Origin of the sequence: Pseudomonas solani (assembly GCF_026072635.1) — a bacterium.
Taxonomy (GTDB): Bacteria; Pseudomonadota; Gammaproteobacteria; order Pseudomonadales; family Pseudomonadaceae; genus Metapseudomonas; species Metapseudomonas solani.
The window spans coordinates 4,048,488-4,064,525 of sequence record NZ_AP023081.1 but is presented as its reverse complement, the minus strand read 5'-3'; the positions used below and the strand labels follow the sequence as shown (position 1 = coordinate 4,064,525).

Here is a 16,038-nt window from a genome sequence, read left to right as displayed (position 1 = left end):
GGAAATCTCTTGGGTTCAGAGAACCGCTTTCGGGTAGGACCCCAGCACCTTCAGCGCCACGGCTTCCTGGTTGATCTTCTCCAGCACATCCTTGATCAGCGGATCACGGTAATGGCCGATGAAGTCGATGAAGAACACATAGGTCCACTTGCCGCTGCGGGACGGGCGGGTCTCGATACGGGTCAAGTCGATGCCATTGGTGTGGAAGGGCACCAACAACTCATGCAGCGCGCCGGGCTTGTTGCGCATGGAGACGATGACCGAAGTCTTGTCGTCGCCGGTGGGCGGCACTTCCTGGCTACCGATGATGAGGAAGCGCGTGGAGTTGTCCGGGCGGTCCTCGATCTTCTCGCAGAGCTTGGTCAGCCCATAGAGGCTGGCGGCCATGTCGCCGGCGATGGCGGCGGAGTTCCACTCACTCTTCACCCGCTTGGCGGCGTCGGCGTTGCTGGAAACAGCCACACGCTCGACGTTCGGGTAGTGCGCGTCCAGCCACTTGCGGCACTGGGCCAGGGACTGGGCGTGGGAATAGATGCGGGTGATGTTGTCGGTCTTGGTGGTATCCCCCACCAGCAGGTGATGGTGGATACGCAGCTCCACCTCACCGCAGATAACCATGTCGTGCTCGAGGAAGCTGTCCAGCGTGTGGTTGACCGCACCCTCGGTGGAGTTCTCCACCGGCACCACGCCGAAGTTGACCGCACCGGCCGCCACTTCGCGGAACACTTCGTCGATGGCGGCCATCGGCGTGCTGATCACCGCGTGACCGAAATGCTTCATCGCCGCAGCCTGGGTGAAGGTACCCTCCGGCCCCAGGAAGGCGACCTTGAGCGGCTGCTCCAGCGCCAGGCAGGACGACATGATTTCGCGGAACAGCCGCGCCATCTCTTCGTTGTCCAGCGGCCCCTGGTTGCGCTCCATGATGTGCTTGAGCACCCAGGCTTCACGCTCGGGGCGATAGAAGATCGGCTTTTCGCCTTCCGGCAGAGCGGCCATCTTCACCCGCGCCACATCCTGGGCGCAGCGGGCGCGATCACTGATGAGCTCGAGGATCTTCTCGTCGAGGCTATCGATACGCAGGCGCAGGGCCTTCAGTTCGTGCTCGGACATCAGCCGCGCTCCTTCTCGAACTCCGCCATGTAGGCCACCAGGGCTTCGACTGCGTCCAGGCCAACGGCGTTATAGATGGAGGCGCGCATGCCGCCCACCGAGCGATGGCCCTTGAGGTTGAGCAGGCCACGGGCGTCGGCACCGACGAGGAAGTCCTTGTCCAGGCGCTCATCGGCCAGGCGGAACGGAACGTTCATCCACGAACGCGCATTCACTGCGATCGGGTTGGTATAGAAGTCGCTCTTGTCGATGTAGCCGTAGAGCAGTTCCTTCTTCGCGCGGTTGCGCTGCTCCATAGCCTCGACGCCGCCCTGCTCCTTCAGCCACTCGAACACCAGGCCCGAGAGGTACCAGGAGAAGGTCGCCGGCGTGTTGTACATGGAGCCGTTATCCGCGGCGATCTTGTAATTGAGCATGGTCGGGCAGGACGAGCGCGCGCGACCCAGAAGGTCCTCGCGGACAATGACCACGACCAGGCCGCTCGGGCCGATGTTCTTCTGCGCGCCGGCGTAGATCAGGCCGAAGCGGGACACGTCGAGCGGGCGGGAGAGGATGTCGGAAGACATGTCCACAACCAGCGGCACATCGCCGGTCTCGGGAATCCAGTCGAACTGCAGGCCACCGATGGTCTCGTTGGAGGCGTAATGCAGGTAGGCGGCATCAGCACTGAGTTTCCAGTCGTTCTGCCCGGGGATGGCGAAGTAGTCCAGGCCCTTGGCGCTGGCAGCAACGTTGACGCGGCCGTAGCGGGCAGCTTCCTCGATGCTCTTCTTCGACCAGATGCCGGTCTCGACGTAGTCGGCCACGCCGTTTTCCGGAAGCAGGTTCAGCGGGATCTCGGCGAACTGCTGGCTGGCACCGCCCTGGAGGAACAGCACCTTGTAGTTGGAGGGGATGGAGAGCAGGTCGCGCAGATCCTGCTCGGCCTTCTCGGCGATGGCGACATACTCGTCACTGCGATGGCTCATCTCCATGACGGAGAGGCCCTTGCCTTGCCAATCGAGGAGTTCCGCCTGGGCGCGTTGCAGGACAGCTTCCGGAAGCGCGGCCGGGCCGGCGCAGAAGTTAAAGGCTCGCTTGCTCACATCCACTCTCACTGGGTAGCGCGGGGGCACCTGCACCCCCACTGATGGTCTTCTACCGAGTGGACAGGCCGGCTAGGGCCCGCCCGCTCTGCAGCTTCTTACTCTTCACCTGCCGGTTGCGCGTCATCCTGCTGGACGTCGTCCGCCGGACCGTCGGCTGCGGCATCGACTGCCACCTCGCCGTCTTCCAGCTCCTCGTCCTCGTCGACGCCGGACGGCTCCTGCACACGCTCCAGGCCAACCAGGGTCTCGTCCTTGGCCAGCTTGATCAGGGTCACGCCCTGAGTGTTGCGGCCGGAACTGGAGACTTCGTCGACACGGGTACGCACCAGGGTGCCCTGGTCGGAGATCAGCATGATCTCCTCGCCGTCCTGCACCTGAATGGCGCCGACCAGCTTGCCGTTACGCTCGTTGATGACCATGGCAATCACACCCTGACCACCACGGCCACGGCGCGGGAACTTGCCCAGGCCGGTGCGCTTGCCGAAGCCGCGCTCCGATGCGGTCAGGATCTGCGCACCGGTTTCGGGGATCAGCATGGAGATCAGTTGTTGTTCCTTGGCCAGGCGCATGCCGCGGACACCACGGGCGGTACGGCCCATGATGCGCACCATGCTTTCGGCGAAGCGGATCACCTTGCCGGCGCTGGAGAACAGCATGACTTCCTTGGCGCCGTCGGTGATGGCGGCAGCGATCAAGGTGTCACCCTCATCCAGGCGCAGAGCGATCAGGCCACTGGAACGCGGCTTGCTGAACTGCACCAGCGGGGTCTTCTTCACGGTACCGAAGGCGGTGGCCATGAAGATGTAGGCACCGGTAGGCTCAGCCACCAGTTCCGGGGTATCGCCTTCGACTTCCTCGACTTCCTGCTCGACGATCTCGCCTTCGAGCACTGCGCCCTCGGCTTCCTCGAGGTCATCCTCGTCGCCGGCTTCGCGCTGCAACGCTTCCAGGTCGATCTGCAGCATCGCAGTGATGCGCTCGCCCTCGTCCAGCGGCAGCAGGTTCACCAGCGGACGACCACGTGCGGTACGCGAGGCTTCCGGGATTTCGAAGGTCTTCAGCCAGTACACCTTGCCCTTGCTGGAGAACAGCAGCAGCGTGGCGTGGCTGTTGGCGACCAACAGGTGTTCGATGTAGTCCTCGTCCTTCACACCGGTGGCGGACTTGCCGCGGCCACCGCGACGCTGCGCCTGGTAAGAGGCCAGCGGCTGGGACTTGGCGTAGCCACCATGGGAGATGGTGACGACGCGCTCTTCTTCGGTGATCAGGTCGGCGATGGTCAGGTCCACCTGGGACGCAACGATCTCGGTGCGACGGGCGTCGCCGAACTCGGCCTTGACCTTCTCCAGCTCCTCGCGGATGACTTCCATCAGGCGCTCGGGGTTGGTGAGGATGCGGATCAGCTCGCCGATCAGGGTGAGGATTTCCTGGTACTCGGACAGGAGCTTCTCGTGCTCCAGTCCGGTCAGGCGGTGCAGGCGCAGCTCGAGGATGGCCTGGGCCTGCTCCGGAGACAGGTAGTACTTGCCTTCGCGCAGGCCGTACTGCGGATCCAGATCTTCCGGACGGCAGGAGTCGGCACCGGCGCGCTCGACCATGGCTTCCACGGCGGAGGATTCCCAAGCGGTGGCGATCAGGCGGTCCTTGGCCTCGGCCGGGGTCGGCGAGTTCTTGATCAGCTCGATCACCGGGTCGATGTTCGACAGGGCGACGGCCTGGCCTTCGAGGATGTGGCCGCGTTCACGGGCCTTGCGCAGCTCGTAGACGGTACGGCGGGTCACCACTTCACGGCGGTGACGGATGAACACCTCGAGCATGTCCTTGAGGTTCATCGTGCGCGGCTGGCCGTCGACCAGGGCCACCACGTTGATGCCGAACACGCTTTGCATCTGGGTCTGGGCGTAGAGGTTATTGAGCACCACCTCGCCGACTTCGCCACGACGCAGCTCGATCACTACGCGCATGCCGTCCTTGTCGGACTCGTCGCGCAGTTCGGTGATGCCTTCGAGCTTCTTCTCCTTGACCAGTTCGGCGATCTTTTCGATCAGACGCGCCTTGTTCAACTGGTAGGGCAGCTCGGTGACGATGATCTGCTGGCGGTTACCGCCCTTCTCCATGTCCTCGATTTCGGCGCGGGCACGGATATAGATGCGGCCACGGCCGGTGCGGTAGGCCTCGATGATGCCGGCACGACCGTTGATGATGCCCGCGGTCGGGAAGTCCGGACCGGGGATGTACTGCATCAGCTCATCGACGGTCAGCTCGCCGTTGTCCATCAGCGCCAGGCAACCGTCGATGACTTCGGACAGGTTGTGCGGCGGGATGTTGGTGGCCATGCCCACGGCGATGCCGCTGGAGCCGTTGACCAGCAGGTTGGGGATCTTGGTCGGCATGACCGCCGGGATCTGCTCGGTGCCGTCGTAGTTGGGCACCCAGTCGACGGTTTCCTTGTCCAGGTCCGCCAGCAGCTCGTGGGCCAGCTTGGACATGCGAACTTCGGTGTATCGCATGGCTGCGGCGTTGTCGCCGTCCACCGAACCGAAGTTGCCCTGGCCATCGACCAGCATGTAGCGCAGGGAGAAAGGCTGGGCCATGCGCACGATGGTGTCGTACACGGCGGTATCACCGTGAGGGTGGTACTTACCGATCACGTCACCGACCACACGGGCGGATTTCTTGTACGGCTTGTTCCAGTCGTTGTTCAGCTCGCTCATGGCGAACAGCACGCGACGGTGTACCGGTTTCAGACCGTCGCGCGCATCCGGCAGGGCGCGCCCGACGATCACGCTCATCGCGTAGTCGAGGTAGGACTGTTTCAGCTCGTCTTCGATATTGACCGGGAGGATTTCTTTGGCCAGTTCGCCCATGAGAAGCCTGATTCCTTTTTCTAGTGAAACCCCGACACATCCTTCCTGGATGACGCGAGGCTCGTCGCCTGGCTGCGCCAGCACGACTCACGACAAATCAACGAGTTAAGCCACGGATCCGCACAGAATGCCGACCTTGCAAAGGGAGGCTCGATAACTGGCGGAGCTTACCACAGTCACTGCCCTGCACCCAGCCCCGCCGGGCGCAGGCCCACGCCTCAATGCAGCCGTTTGCGGCACATCAGTTGCGCCAGCTTGGCGGTGTCGGGCCGCTCGACTATGCCTTTCTCGGTCACGATGGCGTCGATCAGGTCCGCCGGGGTCACATCGAACACCGGATTGACCGCATGCACGTCGGCCGCGACACGCTTGCCACCCAATTCGAGCAGCTCGCGCCCCTCACGCTCCTCGATCGGAATGTCATCACCGCTCTCCAGCGCCATATCGATGGTGGAGCTCGGCGCCACGACCATGAAGCGCACACCGTGGTGCATGGCGCACACCGCCAATTGGTAGGTGCCGATCTTGTTCGCCACATCGCCATTGGCAGTGATGCGGTCCGCCCCGACTATCACCCAGGTGATACCAGCGGTCTTCATCAGGTGCGCTGCCGCGGCATCGGCATTGAGGCTCACCGGCACGCCTTCGTTGGCCAGCTCCCACGCGGTAAGACGCGCCCCCTGCAACCAGGGGCGGGTCTCGTCGGCATAGACGCGCTCCACCAGTCCATCCAGGTGGGCGGCACGAATCACCCCCAATGCGGTACCGAAGCCGCCCGTGGCCAGGGCACCGGTATTGCAATGGGTCAACAGCGCCTGGGGATTGCCCTGGTGCTTGCGGATCAGCTCCATGCCCAGTTGGGCCATGGTCAGATTGGCCTCGCGGTCGCTTTCGTGAATGGAGACCGCTTCTGCCTCCAGCACCTGCAGCGGGTCTTCGCCATCCTTGAGGCGCTCCAGACGCTCGCGCATACGATTGAGCGCCCAGAACAGATTGACCGCCGTGGGTCGCGAGTCCGCCAGTACGCTGAAATCCTGCTCCAGCGCCTCACGCCAATCGCCGCCAGCCGCCAGCCGCGCACGGGCGCCCAGCACCAGCCCGTAGGCGGCACTGATGCCGATGGCCGGCGCACCGCGCACCACCATCAGGCGGATCGCTTCAGCGACGTCGGCCGCCGTGGCGTATTCCAGCCAGGTTTCCTCCTGGGGCAGGAGGCGCTGGTCGAGCAGTCGCAGGACCCCGTCCCGCCAGTCGATGGCGATCACCTTCTCGGCTGCCAACAGTTGCTCACGCATGGAACACCTCGCCACCAATAAACTCGCGGAAAAACCGCGGATTATAGCGATCCCGAGCCTGTCTGGCTCGGGTATACTGCCGCGATATTTTCCTGCGCCCAGGATGCGCCACCATGCCCGACGCCAAAGCCCCGCTCGACCTGCTCCTGCTGCCAACCTGGATAGTCCCCGTGGAACCCGCAGGCGTGGTTCTGCGTGACCATGCGCTGGGCATCCGTGACGGGCGTATCGCGCTGATCGCCACGCGCGAAGAGGCCCTGCGCTGGCCCGCGACGGAAGTGCGCGAGCTGCCAGGCATGCTGCTGGCCCCCGGGCTGATCAACGCCCACGGCCACGCCGCCATGTCGCTGTTCCGTGGCATGGCGGACGACCTGCCGCTGATGACCTGGCTGGAGCAGCACATATGGCCGGCCGAGGCCAAATGGGTCGATGAGGCCTTCGTCCGTGACGGCACCGAACTGGCCATCGCCGAGCAGATCAAGGGCGGCATCACCTGCTTCTCCGAGATGTACTTCTACCCCGCCGTGGCCAGCGAGGCGGTGCACGGCAGCGGGATCAAGGCGCAGATCACCATCCCGGTCATCGACTTCCCCATTCCCGGCGCCCTCGACGCCGCCGAAGCCATCCGCCATGGCCTCGAACTGTTCAGCGACCTCAAGCACCACCCGCGCATCAAGGTCGCCTTCGGCCCCCATGCGCCCTACACGGTCAGCGACGACAAGCTGGAAAACATCCGCATGCTCGCCGAAGAGCTGGATGCCGGCATCCACATGCACGTGCAGGAAACCGCATTCGAGGTCCAACAGAGCCTGGAGCAGCGCGGTGAACGCCCCCTGGCCCGCCTGGCACGCCTCGGCCTGCTCGGCCCGCGCTTCCAGGCCGTGCACATGACCCAGATCAGCGATGAAGACCTGGCACTGCTGGTAGAAAGCAACACCAGCGTCATCCATTGTCCGGAATCCAACCTAAAGCTCGCCAGCGGCTTCTGCCCGGTGGAGCGCCTGTGGCTGGCCGGGGTCAACGTCGCCGTGGGCACCGACGGTGCCGCCAGCAACAACGACCTCGACCTGCTGGGCGAAACCCGTACCGCCGCCATGCTGGCCAAGGCCGTCGCCGGCTCGGCCACCGCCCTGGACGCCCACCGCGCTCTGCGCATGGCTACGCTCAATGGAGCGCGGGCCCTGGGAATGGAACAGGACACCGGCTCGCTGGAGATCGGCAAGGCCGCCGACATGGTCGCCTTCGACCTCTCCGGGCTGGCCCAGCAACCGGTCTACGACCCGGTTTCGCAGCTTATCTATGCCACCGGCCGCGATTGCGTCCGGCACGTGTGGGTCGACGGCAAGGCCCTGCTCGATGCAGGCCGCCTCACCCGCCTGGACGAAGACCGCCTGATCGCCACCGCGAAAGCCTGGAGCGAGCGGATCGCCGGCCACTGAATTCCGATTGATGAAAAGGTGTCTCCATGAGCAACGTCGACCACGCTGAAATCGCCAAATTCGAAGCCCTCGCCCATCGCTGGTGGGACCGCGAAAGCGAGTTCAAACCGCTGCACGACATCAACCCCCTGCGGGTCAACTGGATCGACGAGCGCGCCCGCCTCGCCGGCAAGACGGTGCTCGACGTCGGCTGCGGCGGCGGCATCCTCAGCGAGGCCATGGCCCAGCGTGGCGCCAAGGTCACCGGCATCGACATGGGTGAAGCGCCCCTGGCCGTCGCCCGCCTGCATCAGCTGGAATCCGGCGTGCCGGTGGAATACTGCCGCATCACCGCCGAAGAGCTGGCCGCCGAGATGCCCGGCCAGTTCGATGTGGTCACCTGCCTGGAGATGCTCGAACACGTGCCGGACCCGGCCTCGGTGATCCGCGCCTGCCAGACCCTGGTCAAGCCGGGCGGCCAGGTGTTCTTCTCCACCATCAACCGCAACCCCAAGGCCTACCTGTTCGCCATCGTGGGCGCCGAATACATCATGAACCTGCTGCCCCGCGGCACCCATGACTTCAAGAAATTCATCCGCCCCTCCGAGCTGGGCGCCTGGAGCCGCGCCGCCGGCCTTCAGGTGAAGGACATCATCGGCCTCACCTACAACCCCCTCACCAAGCACTACAAGCTGGCCAGCGACGTGGACGTCAACTACATGATCCACACGCTGCGCGAGGAGTGACCGGCATGCGCCTCAGAGCGGTACTCTTCGACATGGACGGCACCCTGCTGGACTCGGCACCGGACTTCATCGCCGTGACCCAGGCCATGCGCGTCGACCGGGGCCTGCCGGCCCTGGACGACAAACTGGTGCGCGACCAGGTCTCCGGCGGCGCCCGTGCCATGGTCGCCGCCGCCTTCAACATGGACCCGCAAGCCGAGGGCTTCGAAACCCTGCGTCAGGAATTCCTGGAGCGCTACCAGGCCCATTGCGCCGTGCTCACCCGCCCCTTCGACGGCATCGATGCACTGCTGCAGGATATCGAGAAGGCACGCCTGATCTGGGGCGTGGTCACCAACAAGCCGGTGCGCTACGCCGAGCCGATCATGCAGCAGCTCGGCCTGGCCGAACGCTCGGCGATCCTCATCTGCCCGGACCACGTGAAGAACAGCAAGCCCGACCCCGAGCCCCTGCTCCTGGCCTGCAGCCGCCTGCAGCTGGACCCGGCCAGCGTGCTCTTCGTCGGTGACGACCTGCGTGACATCGAGTCCGGCCGCGCCGCCGGAACCCGCACCGCCGCCGTCACCTATGGCTACATCCACCCCGACGACAACCCCAGCCACTGGGGCGCCGACGTGGTCGTCGACCACCCCCTCGAACTGCGCGCCGTACTCGATCGCGCGCTGTGTAGCTGCTGACGCAGCAGGGGCGAGCTTCAAGCCACAAGCTGCAAGACGCCCCCTCACCCTACTTTCAGCTTCAGGCTTGCAGCTTGCAGCTCTCCGAAGGAGCCCGACATGTTCCAATATTCCGCCCGCCCCGACCTGCTCAAGGGCCGGGTCATCCTGATCACCGGCGCAGGCCGCGGCATCGGCGCCGCTGCCGCCAAGGCCTTCGCGGCCCACGGTGCCACCGTGCTGTTGCTGGGCAAGACCGAAGCCAACCTCAACCAGGTCTATGACGAGATCGAAGCGGCGGGCCACCCCCAGCCGGCGGTGATCCCCTTCAACCTGGAAACCGCCCAGCCGTACCAGTACGACGAACTGTCGGCCATGGTGGAGAACGAATTCGGCCGCCTCGACGGCCTGCTGCACAACGCCTCCATCATCGGCCCGCGCACGCCGATGGAGCAGCTATCCGGCGACAACTTCATGCGTGTCATGCAGATCAACGTCAACGCCATGTTCATGCTGACCAGCACCCTGCTGCCGCTGCTCAAGCTGTCCAGCGACGCCTCGGTGGTCTTCACCTCCAGCAGCGTTGGCCGCAAGGGTCGCGCCTACTGGGGCGCCTACGGGGTTTCCAAGTTCGCCACCGAAGGCCTGATGCAGACCCTGGCCGACGAACTGGACGGCATCGCCAACGTCCGCTCCAACAGCGTCAACCCCGGCGCCACCCGCACCAGCATGCGCTCCCAGGCCTACCCGGGCGAGAACCCGGAAAACAATCCGCTGCCCGACGCCATCATGCCGGTCTACCTCTACCTCATGGGCGCCGACAGCACCGGCGTCAACGGCCAGGCCTTCGACGCCCAGTAACCCGACACCCCGCCTCACGCGGCGACCGCAACGGTCGCCGCCACCCCTCCGCCATTAAACCGGCACCGCCCTCTCGTGAACGGCATCACATTGCCAGGCTTGCGCCAATCCACCGGCAAAAGCTTGCCACAGGCTTTTTGCCACTACAGTTAACACCTTGAATCCAAACGCTTTTGAAGACGGAAAACGGTTCTGGCACGGAAATCGCTCTATGCCTGGTGTCGTCGCTTCGAGCGTCAGAGGTTCGCCAAATGGTCCCGTCCATCCCTACCAACACCATAGATTTCGATGCTGCCAAGCTTCAGCGCCTGGGCTTTACCAGCCCGGCCCAAAGCAAGCTGCGGCAGATGACCCTGCTGGAACTGCGTCGCCAGTTGAGCATGCAACTGCAGACCAGCCTGGATGTGGAACGCATCGTCAGCCTGTTCTTCCGTGAAGTGCAGCGCCTCGTCCCCCTCGACGCCCTGGCCTACCAGCACCAGAGCAGCGACCTGCGCCTGGAATACGGCGAACGCGCCGCCCACTCGGCCGGCTACCGCCTGAGCCACGAGGGCGAGTACCTGGGCGAGCTGATCTTCCGCCGCCGCCAGCGTTTCGACGATGCCGAACTGAGCCAGCTCGAATCGCTGCTCGCCTGCATGCTCTTCCCGCTGCGCAACGCCCTGCTCTACCGCACTGCGGTGCAATCGGCACTGCGCGACCCGCTGACCGACACCGGCAACCGCATCGCCATGGACCAGGCGCTGCAACGCGAGGTGGACCTGGCGCGGCGCAGCCAACAGCCGCTGTCGGTGCTGATGCTGGACATCGACCACTTCAAGCGCGTCAACGACGAATACGGCCACAGCACCGGCGACGAAGTGCTCAAAGCCGTGGCCGCCACCCTCAAGGGCAAGCTGCGTAACGTCGACATGGTGTTCCGCTACGGCGGCGAGGAATTCCTCGTCCTGCTCTCCAACACCTGCCGCGAAGCCGCCGGCATGGTCGGCGAGCGCCTGCGCATGGGCGTGATGGAGATCCAGCACCTGGTGGGCGGCCGCCCCATCGAGCTGTCGATGAGCCTGGGCTGCGCCACGCTGCTGCCGGCCGAATCGGTGGACAGCCTGCTGCGCCGTGCCGACAGCGCCCTCTATGTGGCCAAGCGCACCGGCCGCAATCGCCTGTCCATGGCTGGCTAAGCCCCGCCCAACGCGAACGACACCCACGAAAAAGGGGCCCATCGGGCCCCTTTTTCATTGCATCGGCCAATCAGCGCTTGCGGCCGAAACCGGGGCGCTGGCCCTCGCCTGCCGGCCCATTGGTGCGCTTGCTTACCGGGCGCGCCGGCTTGCGCTGCGGGCGTTCAGCCACTTCGCTGGCATCGCCCTGGGGCTTGCCACGGGGCTTCTTGGCCACATCACGCGGGCGCTCCGCCAGCGGCGTGCCACGGTTCTGCTCGCCACGGGCTGCCGGGCGCGGAGCGCGGGCGGGACGTTCGGCACCTTCGCCACGGGGGCTGCGTGCCGGGCGGTCAGAACCCTCGCCACGAGGAGCACGGGCCGGACGATCCGAACCTTCGCCACGCGGTGCACGGCTCGGGCGCTCAGCACCTTCGCCACGACCACGGGCAGGACGCTCGCCACCTTCGCTGCGCGGGCCACGGGCCGGGCGCTCATCGCCCTGGCGGCGGCCACGGCCGCTCACCGGCTTGACCAGCTTGCGCTGCATGCGCTCGACCTTGTCCTTGTGCTTGCTGGAAACCTCCGGCAGCTGGATAGGCTTGAGGCCCACTTCGCCACTGAGGATGTCCACTTCGGACTGGCCCATCTCGCGCCAGCGCCCCATGGTCAGCTCGGAGGTGAGGAACACCGGGCCGAAACGCACGCGCTTCAGGCGGCTGACCACCAAGCCCTGGGATTCCCACAGGCGACGTACTTCGCGGTTGCGGCCTTCCATCACCACGCAGTGGTACCAATGGTTGAAACCTTCGCCGCCGGGCGCTTCCTGGATGTCGGTGAACTTGGCGGGGCCGTCTTCCAGCATCACGCCGTTCTTCAGGTTCTCCAGGATCTCCTCGGTGACTTCGCCCCGCACGCGCACGGCGTACTCGCGGTCCATCTCGTAGGAGGGGTGCATCAGGCGGTTGGCCAGCTCACCGTCGGTGGTGAACAGCAGCAGGCCGGTGGTGTTAATGTCCAGACGACCGATGTTGATCCAGCGGCCAGCGCGCAGACGCGGCAGGCGCTCGAATACGGTGGGGCGGCCTTCCGGGTCGTCGCGGGTGCAGACTTCGCCGTCGGGCTTGTTGTAGATCAGCACGCGGCGGACGGCTTCGGTCTCTTCCTCGCGCTTGAGCAGGCGGCCGTCGACGCTGATGGCGTCGTGACGGTCGACGCGCTGGCCGAGGGTCGCGGCCACGCCGTTGACCTTGACGCGGCCTTCGGTGATCCAGGCCTCGATGTCGCGGCGCGAAGCCAGGCCAATGCGAGCCAGGACCTTCTGCAGCTTTTCCCCAGCGGGGCTGTATTCGTCTTCGTTCATCTGGGCACCTCCCGGTGTAGTCATTCAAAAAGGTCGCGCATCATACGCGGCGGGCGAACCTCAGGCTAGCTCAGCGCGTGCGGGGTCGTCAGTGTTTTCGCCGGCCGGTCGCGGCCAGGGCCAGCAGGCGCATATCGGCTTCGGCCAGCACCTCGCGGCGCGCCTGCTTGCCGAGCTTCTTCCAGCCCTTGATTTCGCTGCGGGTACGTCCGCACCCCCGGCAAACGTCGTCGGCAAACTGGCAAACCTTGATGCAGGGGTCCTTCATCGCAGCGCCTCGTCTTGTGGCCTCAGTGACGGGTCTCGTCAGGCGCCTCATCGAACAGCGCCTCGTCGCCCGCTTCCACCCCGGCGGGCTCCTCGCCCGCCGGTTGCTCGGCGTCGGCGTCGGCGACGGGCAGGTCGTCGAAGTCGATCTTCAACCCCTGCTCCATGGTGTCCAGTTCCGCCAGCAGCGAGCGGAAGCTGGTTTCTTCGCGGGGCTCGGCGGGCTCTTCGCCCGCCAGGTCGGCGCGCGCCTGCAAACCTTCGGGCACCGGCACGTCGACGTCATCGAGGGCCAGCACCGGCTCGGGCTCCAGCTCTCTCAGGGCGGCGAGCGGCGGCAGGTCATCGAGGTTCTTCAGGTTGAAATGGTCGAGGAAGCCCTTGGTGGTGGCGAACATCGCCGGGCGGCCGGGCACATCGCGGTAACCGACCACACGGATCCACTCGCGCTCGATCAGCGTCTTGACGATCTGGCTGTTCACCGCCACGCCACGGATGTCCTCGATCTCGCCCCGGGTGATCGGCTGGCGGTAGGCGATCAGCGCCAGGGTTTCCAGCATCGCGCGGGAATAACGCTGCGGGCGCTCCTCCCACAGGCGGCCGACCCAGGGCGCGAACCGTTCACGCACCTGCAGGCGGTAACCGGATGCCACTTCCTTGAGTTCGAAGGCGCGCCCCTTGCAGGAGGTGGCCAGGATCGCCAGTGCGGCACGGATCTGCGCGAGCTCCGGTCGCTCGGCCTCCTCGAACAGCTCGGCGATGCGCTCCAGCGACAGCGGCTTGCCGGAAGCCAGCAGGTACGCCTCGAGCAGGGAGGCCAGCTCCTTGGGGTCGTTAAGGTTCATCTACTCGGCTCTTGCGCGGACGTGGATGGGTGCAAAGGCCTCATTCTGCACCAGTTCCACCAGTTGTTCCTTGATCAGCTCCAGCACTGCCATGAAGGTCACCACCACACCCAATCGCCCTTCTTCGGCGGTGAACAGGCTGACGAACGGCAGGAAGGCGCCCCCCTTGAGGCGCTCCAGCACTTCACTCATGCGCTCGCGGGTGGACAGCGCCTCGCGGGTCACCTGGTGGCTTTCGAACATGTCGGCGCGGCGCAGCACCTCGGCCATGGACAGCAGCAATTCTTCCAGGCTCACATCCGGCAGCAGCTTGCGGGCCCGCGCCTCGGGAGCATCCAGGCGCGGCACGGTGTTGTCGCGGCCAACCCGGGGCAACATGTCGATGCCTTCGGCGGCGGCCTTGTAGCGCTCATACTCCTGCAGGCGGCGAATCAGCTCGGCGCGCGGGTCTTCTTCCTCGACCTCCGCCTCGCTGGAGCGCGGCAACAACATGCGCGACTTGATCTCGGCGAGCATGGCGGCCATCACCAGGTACTCGGCGGCCAGCTCCAGACGCACCGATTTCATCAGCTCGACATAGCCCATGTATTGGCGAGTGATCTCCGCCACGGGGATGTCGAGGATGTTGATGTTCTGCTTGCGGATCAGATAAAGCAGCAGGTCGAGCGGCCCTTCGAAGGCTTCGAGGAACACCTCCAGGGCATCCGGCGGGATATAGAGGTCGATGGGCAGCTCGGTGACCGCCTGCCCGTAGACCAGGGCGAACGGCAGTTCCTGCTGGGCACCGGCCTGGCTATCGACCCGGGGCGTAGCCTCTGCACTCACGCCTCGGCGTCCGTCAGGAAGGGCGCCGGGTCACCACACCCCGCGCGCACAAGGCGCGGCTCGCCTTCGGACAGGTCGACCACGGTGGAGGCTTCCATGCCGCCATAACCGCCGTCGATGATCAGGTCCACCTGGTGCTCGAGGATCTGGCGCATCTCGTAGGGATCGCTCATCGGCAGGGCTTCACCGGGCAGGGTCAGGGTGGCGCTCATCAAGGGCGCGCCCAGCTCCTCCAGCAACGCCAGGGCGATAGGGTGGTCCGGCACCCGCAGGCCGATGGTGCGGCGCTTGGGGTGCAGCAGCATGCGCGGCACTTCGCGGGTGGCGCTGAGGATGAAGGTGTAAGGCCCGGGCGTATGCGCCTTGAGCAGGCGGAACGCAGCGGTGTCGACCTTGGCGAACAGCCCCAGCTCGGAAAGGTCGCGGCAGACCAGGGTGAAGTTGTGCTTGTCATCCAGGCGGCGCAGGCGGCGGATGCGTTCCACGCCGTTCTTCTCGCCGATGGCGCAGCCGACCGCATAAGAGGAGTCGGTGGGATAGACGATCACGCCCCCCGCCCTGACGATCTCCACCGCCTGTTTGATCAGCCGCGGCTGGGGATTCTCCGGGTGGACCTGGAAAAACTGACTCACGTTATCTCCCTGCTCAGCGTTCAGTTGGTCGTTGTGCATGTTGGAAACGCGCCGCCAGGGGCGGCAGGTCCTCCGGTATGGGTCGGTACACGCCCAGCTCCGACCAGTCCCCAGGTGCGTGGAAATCGCTGCCGGCACTCACCAGCAAGCCGAATTCGCGGGCGAGAATGGTCAACACGCCCACCTGCTCCGCAGGCTGCATACCGTTGACCACCTCTATGGCGTGGCCGCCGGCGGCGATGAAATCCGCCACCAGCTTGCGACGCTTGGTCTTAGTGAAGTCGTAATGGTAGGGATGCGCCAGGCTGATCCAGGCCCCGGCGGCACGCAGCGTACCCACCGCCTCGGCCAGGGGCGGCCAGTGCTGCTTGACGTCGCCGAGCTTGCCCGAGCCCAGCCATTTGCGGAAGGCCTCGGCACGGTCGCGCACATGCTTCTCGCGCACCAGGAACTCGGCGAAATGCGGGCGTGCCGGCGCGTTGCCGCTGTCGCCCAGTTCGCGCTGGATCGCCCGCGCGCCTTCCAGCGCCCCGGGCATGCCCTTGGCGGCCAGGCGCCGGTCGATCTCCTCGGCACGCGACCAGCGGCCCTGATGCAGGTCGGCGATGGCCTGGCGCAGCTCTGGCGCGTCCTGACGGAAGGCATAGCCGAGCACGTGAATCGTGGCGCCACCCCAGGTGCAGGACAGCTCCACGCCGTTTATCAGTTCGATATCCAGGTCGGCGGCGGCGCTGCGCGCTTCCTCCAGCCCTTCGAGGGTGTCGTGGTCGGTCAGCGCCAGCACCCGCACGCCCTTTTCATGGGCGCGCGCCACCAGTACGGCGGGCGCCAGGGCGCCGTCGGAGGCCGTGCTGTGACAGTGCAGATCAATGTGCATGGCGTGCGCTTTCGCTACGAGAATGGTTTGT

Annotated in this window: 15 protein-coding genes; 5 read left to right on the top strand and 10 right to left on the bottom strand. The window is 65.6% G+C overall.

Annotated features, from left to right (window positions below; all coding sequences use genetic code 11):
* Positions 1-15: 15 nt before the first annotated feature.
* From pheA to mtnA, 4 genes are all read right to left on the bottom strand, one after another.
* Complete coding sequence (gene pheA / locus PSm6_RS18560) at positions 16-1,110, bottom strand: prephenate dehydratase (protein ID WP_043243180.1); 1,095 nt, start codon at positions 1,108-1,110, stop codon at positions 16-18.
* Positions 1,110-2,195, bottom strand: a complete 1,086-nt coding sequence (gene serC / locus PSm6_RS18555) for a 3-phosphoserine/phosphohydroxythreonine transaminase (RefSeq protein WP_043243182.1) — start codon at positions 2,193-2,195, stop codon at positions 1,110-1,112. The genes pheA and serC overlap by 1 nt, the downstream gene beginning before the upstream one ends.
* 98 nt (positions 2,196-2,293) lie before the next feature.
* A complete protein-coding gene (gene gyrA / locus PSm6_RS18550; protein WP_043243185.1) occupies positions 2,294-5,065 on the bottom strand; it encodes a DNA gyrase subunit A in 2,772 nt (923 codons plus the stop codon).
* Between the two features lie 218 nt (positions 5,066-5,283).
* On the bottom strand, positions 5,284-6,360 hold the full coding sequence (gene mtnA / locus PSm6_RS18545; RefSeq protein WP_265167930.1) for an S-methyl-5-thioribose-1-phosphate isomerase: 1,077 nt from the start codon (positions 6,358-6,360) through the stop codon (positions 5,284-5,286).
* A gap of 113 nt (positions 6,361-6,473) precedes the next feature.
* On the opposite strand from mtnA, the gene PSm6_RS18540 reads away from it, so the two are divergent.
* From PSm6_RS18540 to PSm6_RS18520, 5 genes are all read left to right on the top strand, one after another.
* Positions 6,474-7,799 carry a TRZ/ATZ family hydrolase gene (locus tag PSm6_RS18540; RefSeq protein WP_043243189.1) on the top strand — a complete coding sequence of 442 codons (1,326 nt, stop codon included), beginning with the start codon at positions 6,474-6,476 and terminating at the stop codon, positions 7,797-7,799.
* A gap of 26 nt (positions 7,800-7,825) precedes the next feature.
* Entirely contained in the window at positions 7,826-8,524 is a 699-nt protein-coding gene (gene ubiG, locus PSm6_RS18535) for a bifunctional 2-polyprenyl-6-hydroxyphenol methylase/3-demethylubiquinol 3-O-methyltransferase UbiG (RefSeq protein WP_043243191.1), read from the top strand.
* Positions 8,525-8,529: 5 nt separating this feature from the next.
* A complete protein-coding gene (gene mupP / locus PSm6_RS18530) occupies positions 8,530-9,201 on the top strand; it encodes an N-acetylmuramic acid 6-phosphate phosphatase MupP (protein ID WP_043243193.1) in 672 nt (223 codons plus the stop codon).
* A gap of 99 nt (positions 9,202-9,300) precedes the next feature.
* Entirely contained in the window at positions 9,301-10,041 is a 741-nt protein-coding gene (locus tag PSm6_RS18525; protein WP_043243196.1) for a YciK family oxidoreductase, read from the top strand.
* Between the two features lie 251 nt (positions 10,042-10,292).
* The gene (locus PSm6_RS18520) at positions 10,293-11,219 is read left to right on the top strand and encodes a GGDEF domain-containing protein (protein ID WP_043243197.1); all 927 of its coding nucleotides are present in this window, start codon (positions 10,293-10,295) and stop codon (positions 11,217-11,219) included.
* A gap of 70 nt (positions 11,220-11,289) precedes the next feature.
* Here the strand turns inward: PSm6_RS18520 and rluB are convergent, their stop codons facing one another.
* The 6 genes from rluB to PSm6_RS18490 form a co-directional block, all read right to left on the bottom strand.
* Positions 11,290-12,561 (bottom strand): 23S rRNA pseudouridine(2605) synthase RluB, encoded by a 1,272-nt coding sequence (gene rluB / locus PSm6_RS18515; protein WP_021221168.1) that lies wholly within the window; start codon positions 12,559-12,561, stop codon positions 11,290-11,292.
* An 88-nt stretch (positions 12,562-12,649) separates the two neighbouring features.
* Complete coding sequence (locus tag PSm6_RS18510) at positions 12,650-12,829, bottom strand: DUF1289 domain-containing protein (protein ID WP_021221167.1); 180 nt, start codon at positions 12,827-12,829, stop codon at positions 12,650-12,652.
* Between the two features lie 22 nt (positions 12,830-12,851).
* Positions 12,852-13,673: an SMC-Scp complex subunit ScpB gene (gene scpB, locus PSm6_RS18505; RefSeq protein ID WP_043243199.1), complete on the bottom strand. Its 822-nt coding sequence runs from the start codon at positions 13,671-13,673 to the stop codon at positions 12,852-12,854.
* A complete protein-coding gene (locus tag PSm6_RS18500; RefSeq protein WP_503827115.1) occupies positions 13,674-14,498 on the bottom strand; it encodes a segregation and condensation protein A in 825 nt (274 codons plus the stop codon). It lies immediately after the preceding gene.
* Entirely contained in the window at positions 14,495-15,130 is a 636-nt protein-coding gene (locus tag PSm6_RS18495; protein ID WP_148304265.1) for an L-threonylcarbamoyladenylate synthase, read from the bottom strand. Before PSm6_RS18495 ends, PSm6_RS18500 begins: the two co-directional genes overlap by 4 nt.
* 13 nt (positions 15,131-15,143) lie before the next feature.
* Positions 15,144-16,007, bottom strand: coding sequence for a PHP domain-containing protein (locus PSm6_RS18490; protein WP_184490626.1), 864 nt, complete (start codon positions 16,005-16,007; stop codon positions 15,144-15,146).
* Between the last annotated feature and the right edge of the window lie 31 nt (positions 16,008-16,038).

Coding starts and splice junctions, on each gene's coding strand:
- pheA (WP_043243180.1), bottom strand. CDS start 1,110: ATGTCCGAGCACGAACTGAAGGCCCTGCGCCTGCGTATCGATAGCCTC.
- gyrA (WP_043243185.1), bottom strand. CDS start 5,065: ATGGGCGAACTGGCCAAAGAAATCCTCCCGGTCAATATCGAAGACGAG.
- mtnA (WP_265167930.1), bottom strand. CDS start 6,360: ATGCGTGAGCAACTGTTGGCAGCCGAGAAGGTGATCGCCATCGACTGG.
- PSm6_RS18540 (WP_043243189.1), top strand. CDS start 6,474: ATGCCCGACGCCAAAGCCCCGCTCGACCTGCTCCTGCTGCCAACCTGG.
- ubiG (WP_043243191.1), top strand. CDS start 7,826: ATGAGCAACGTCGACCACGCTGAAATCGCCAAATTCGAAGCCCTCGCC.
- mupP (WP_043243193.1), top strand. CDS start 8,530: ATGCGCCTCAGAGCGGTACTCTTCGACATGGACGGCACCCTGCTGGAC.
- PSm6_RS18525 (WP_043243196.1), top strand. CDS start 9,301: ATGTTCCAATATTCCGCCCGCCCCGACCTGCTCAAGGGCCGGGTCATC.
- PSm6_RS18520 (WP_043243197.1), top strand. CDS start 10,293: ATGGTCCCGTCCATCCCTACCAACACCATAGATTTCGATGCTGCCAAG.
- rluB (WP_021221168.1), bottom strand. CDS start 12,561: ATGAACGAAGACGAATACAGCCCCGCTGGGGAAAAGCTGCAGAAGGTC.
- PSm6_RS18510 (WP_021221167.1), bottom strand. CDS start 12,829: ATGAAGGACCCCTGCATCAAGGTTTGCCAGTTTGCCGACGACGTTTGC.
- scpB (WP_043243199.1), bottom strand. CDS start 13,673: ATGAACCTTAACGACCCCAAGGAGCTGGCCTCCCTGCTCGAGGCGTAC.
- PSm6_RS18490 (WP_184490626.1), bottom strand. CDS start 16,007: ATGCACATTGATCTGCACTGTCACAGCACGGCCTCCGACGGCGCCCTG.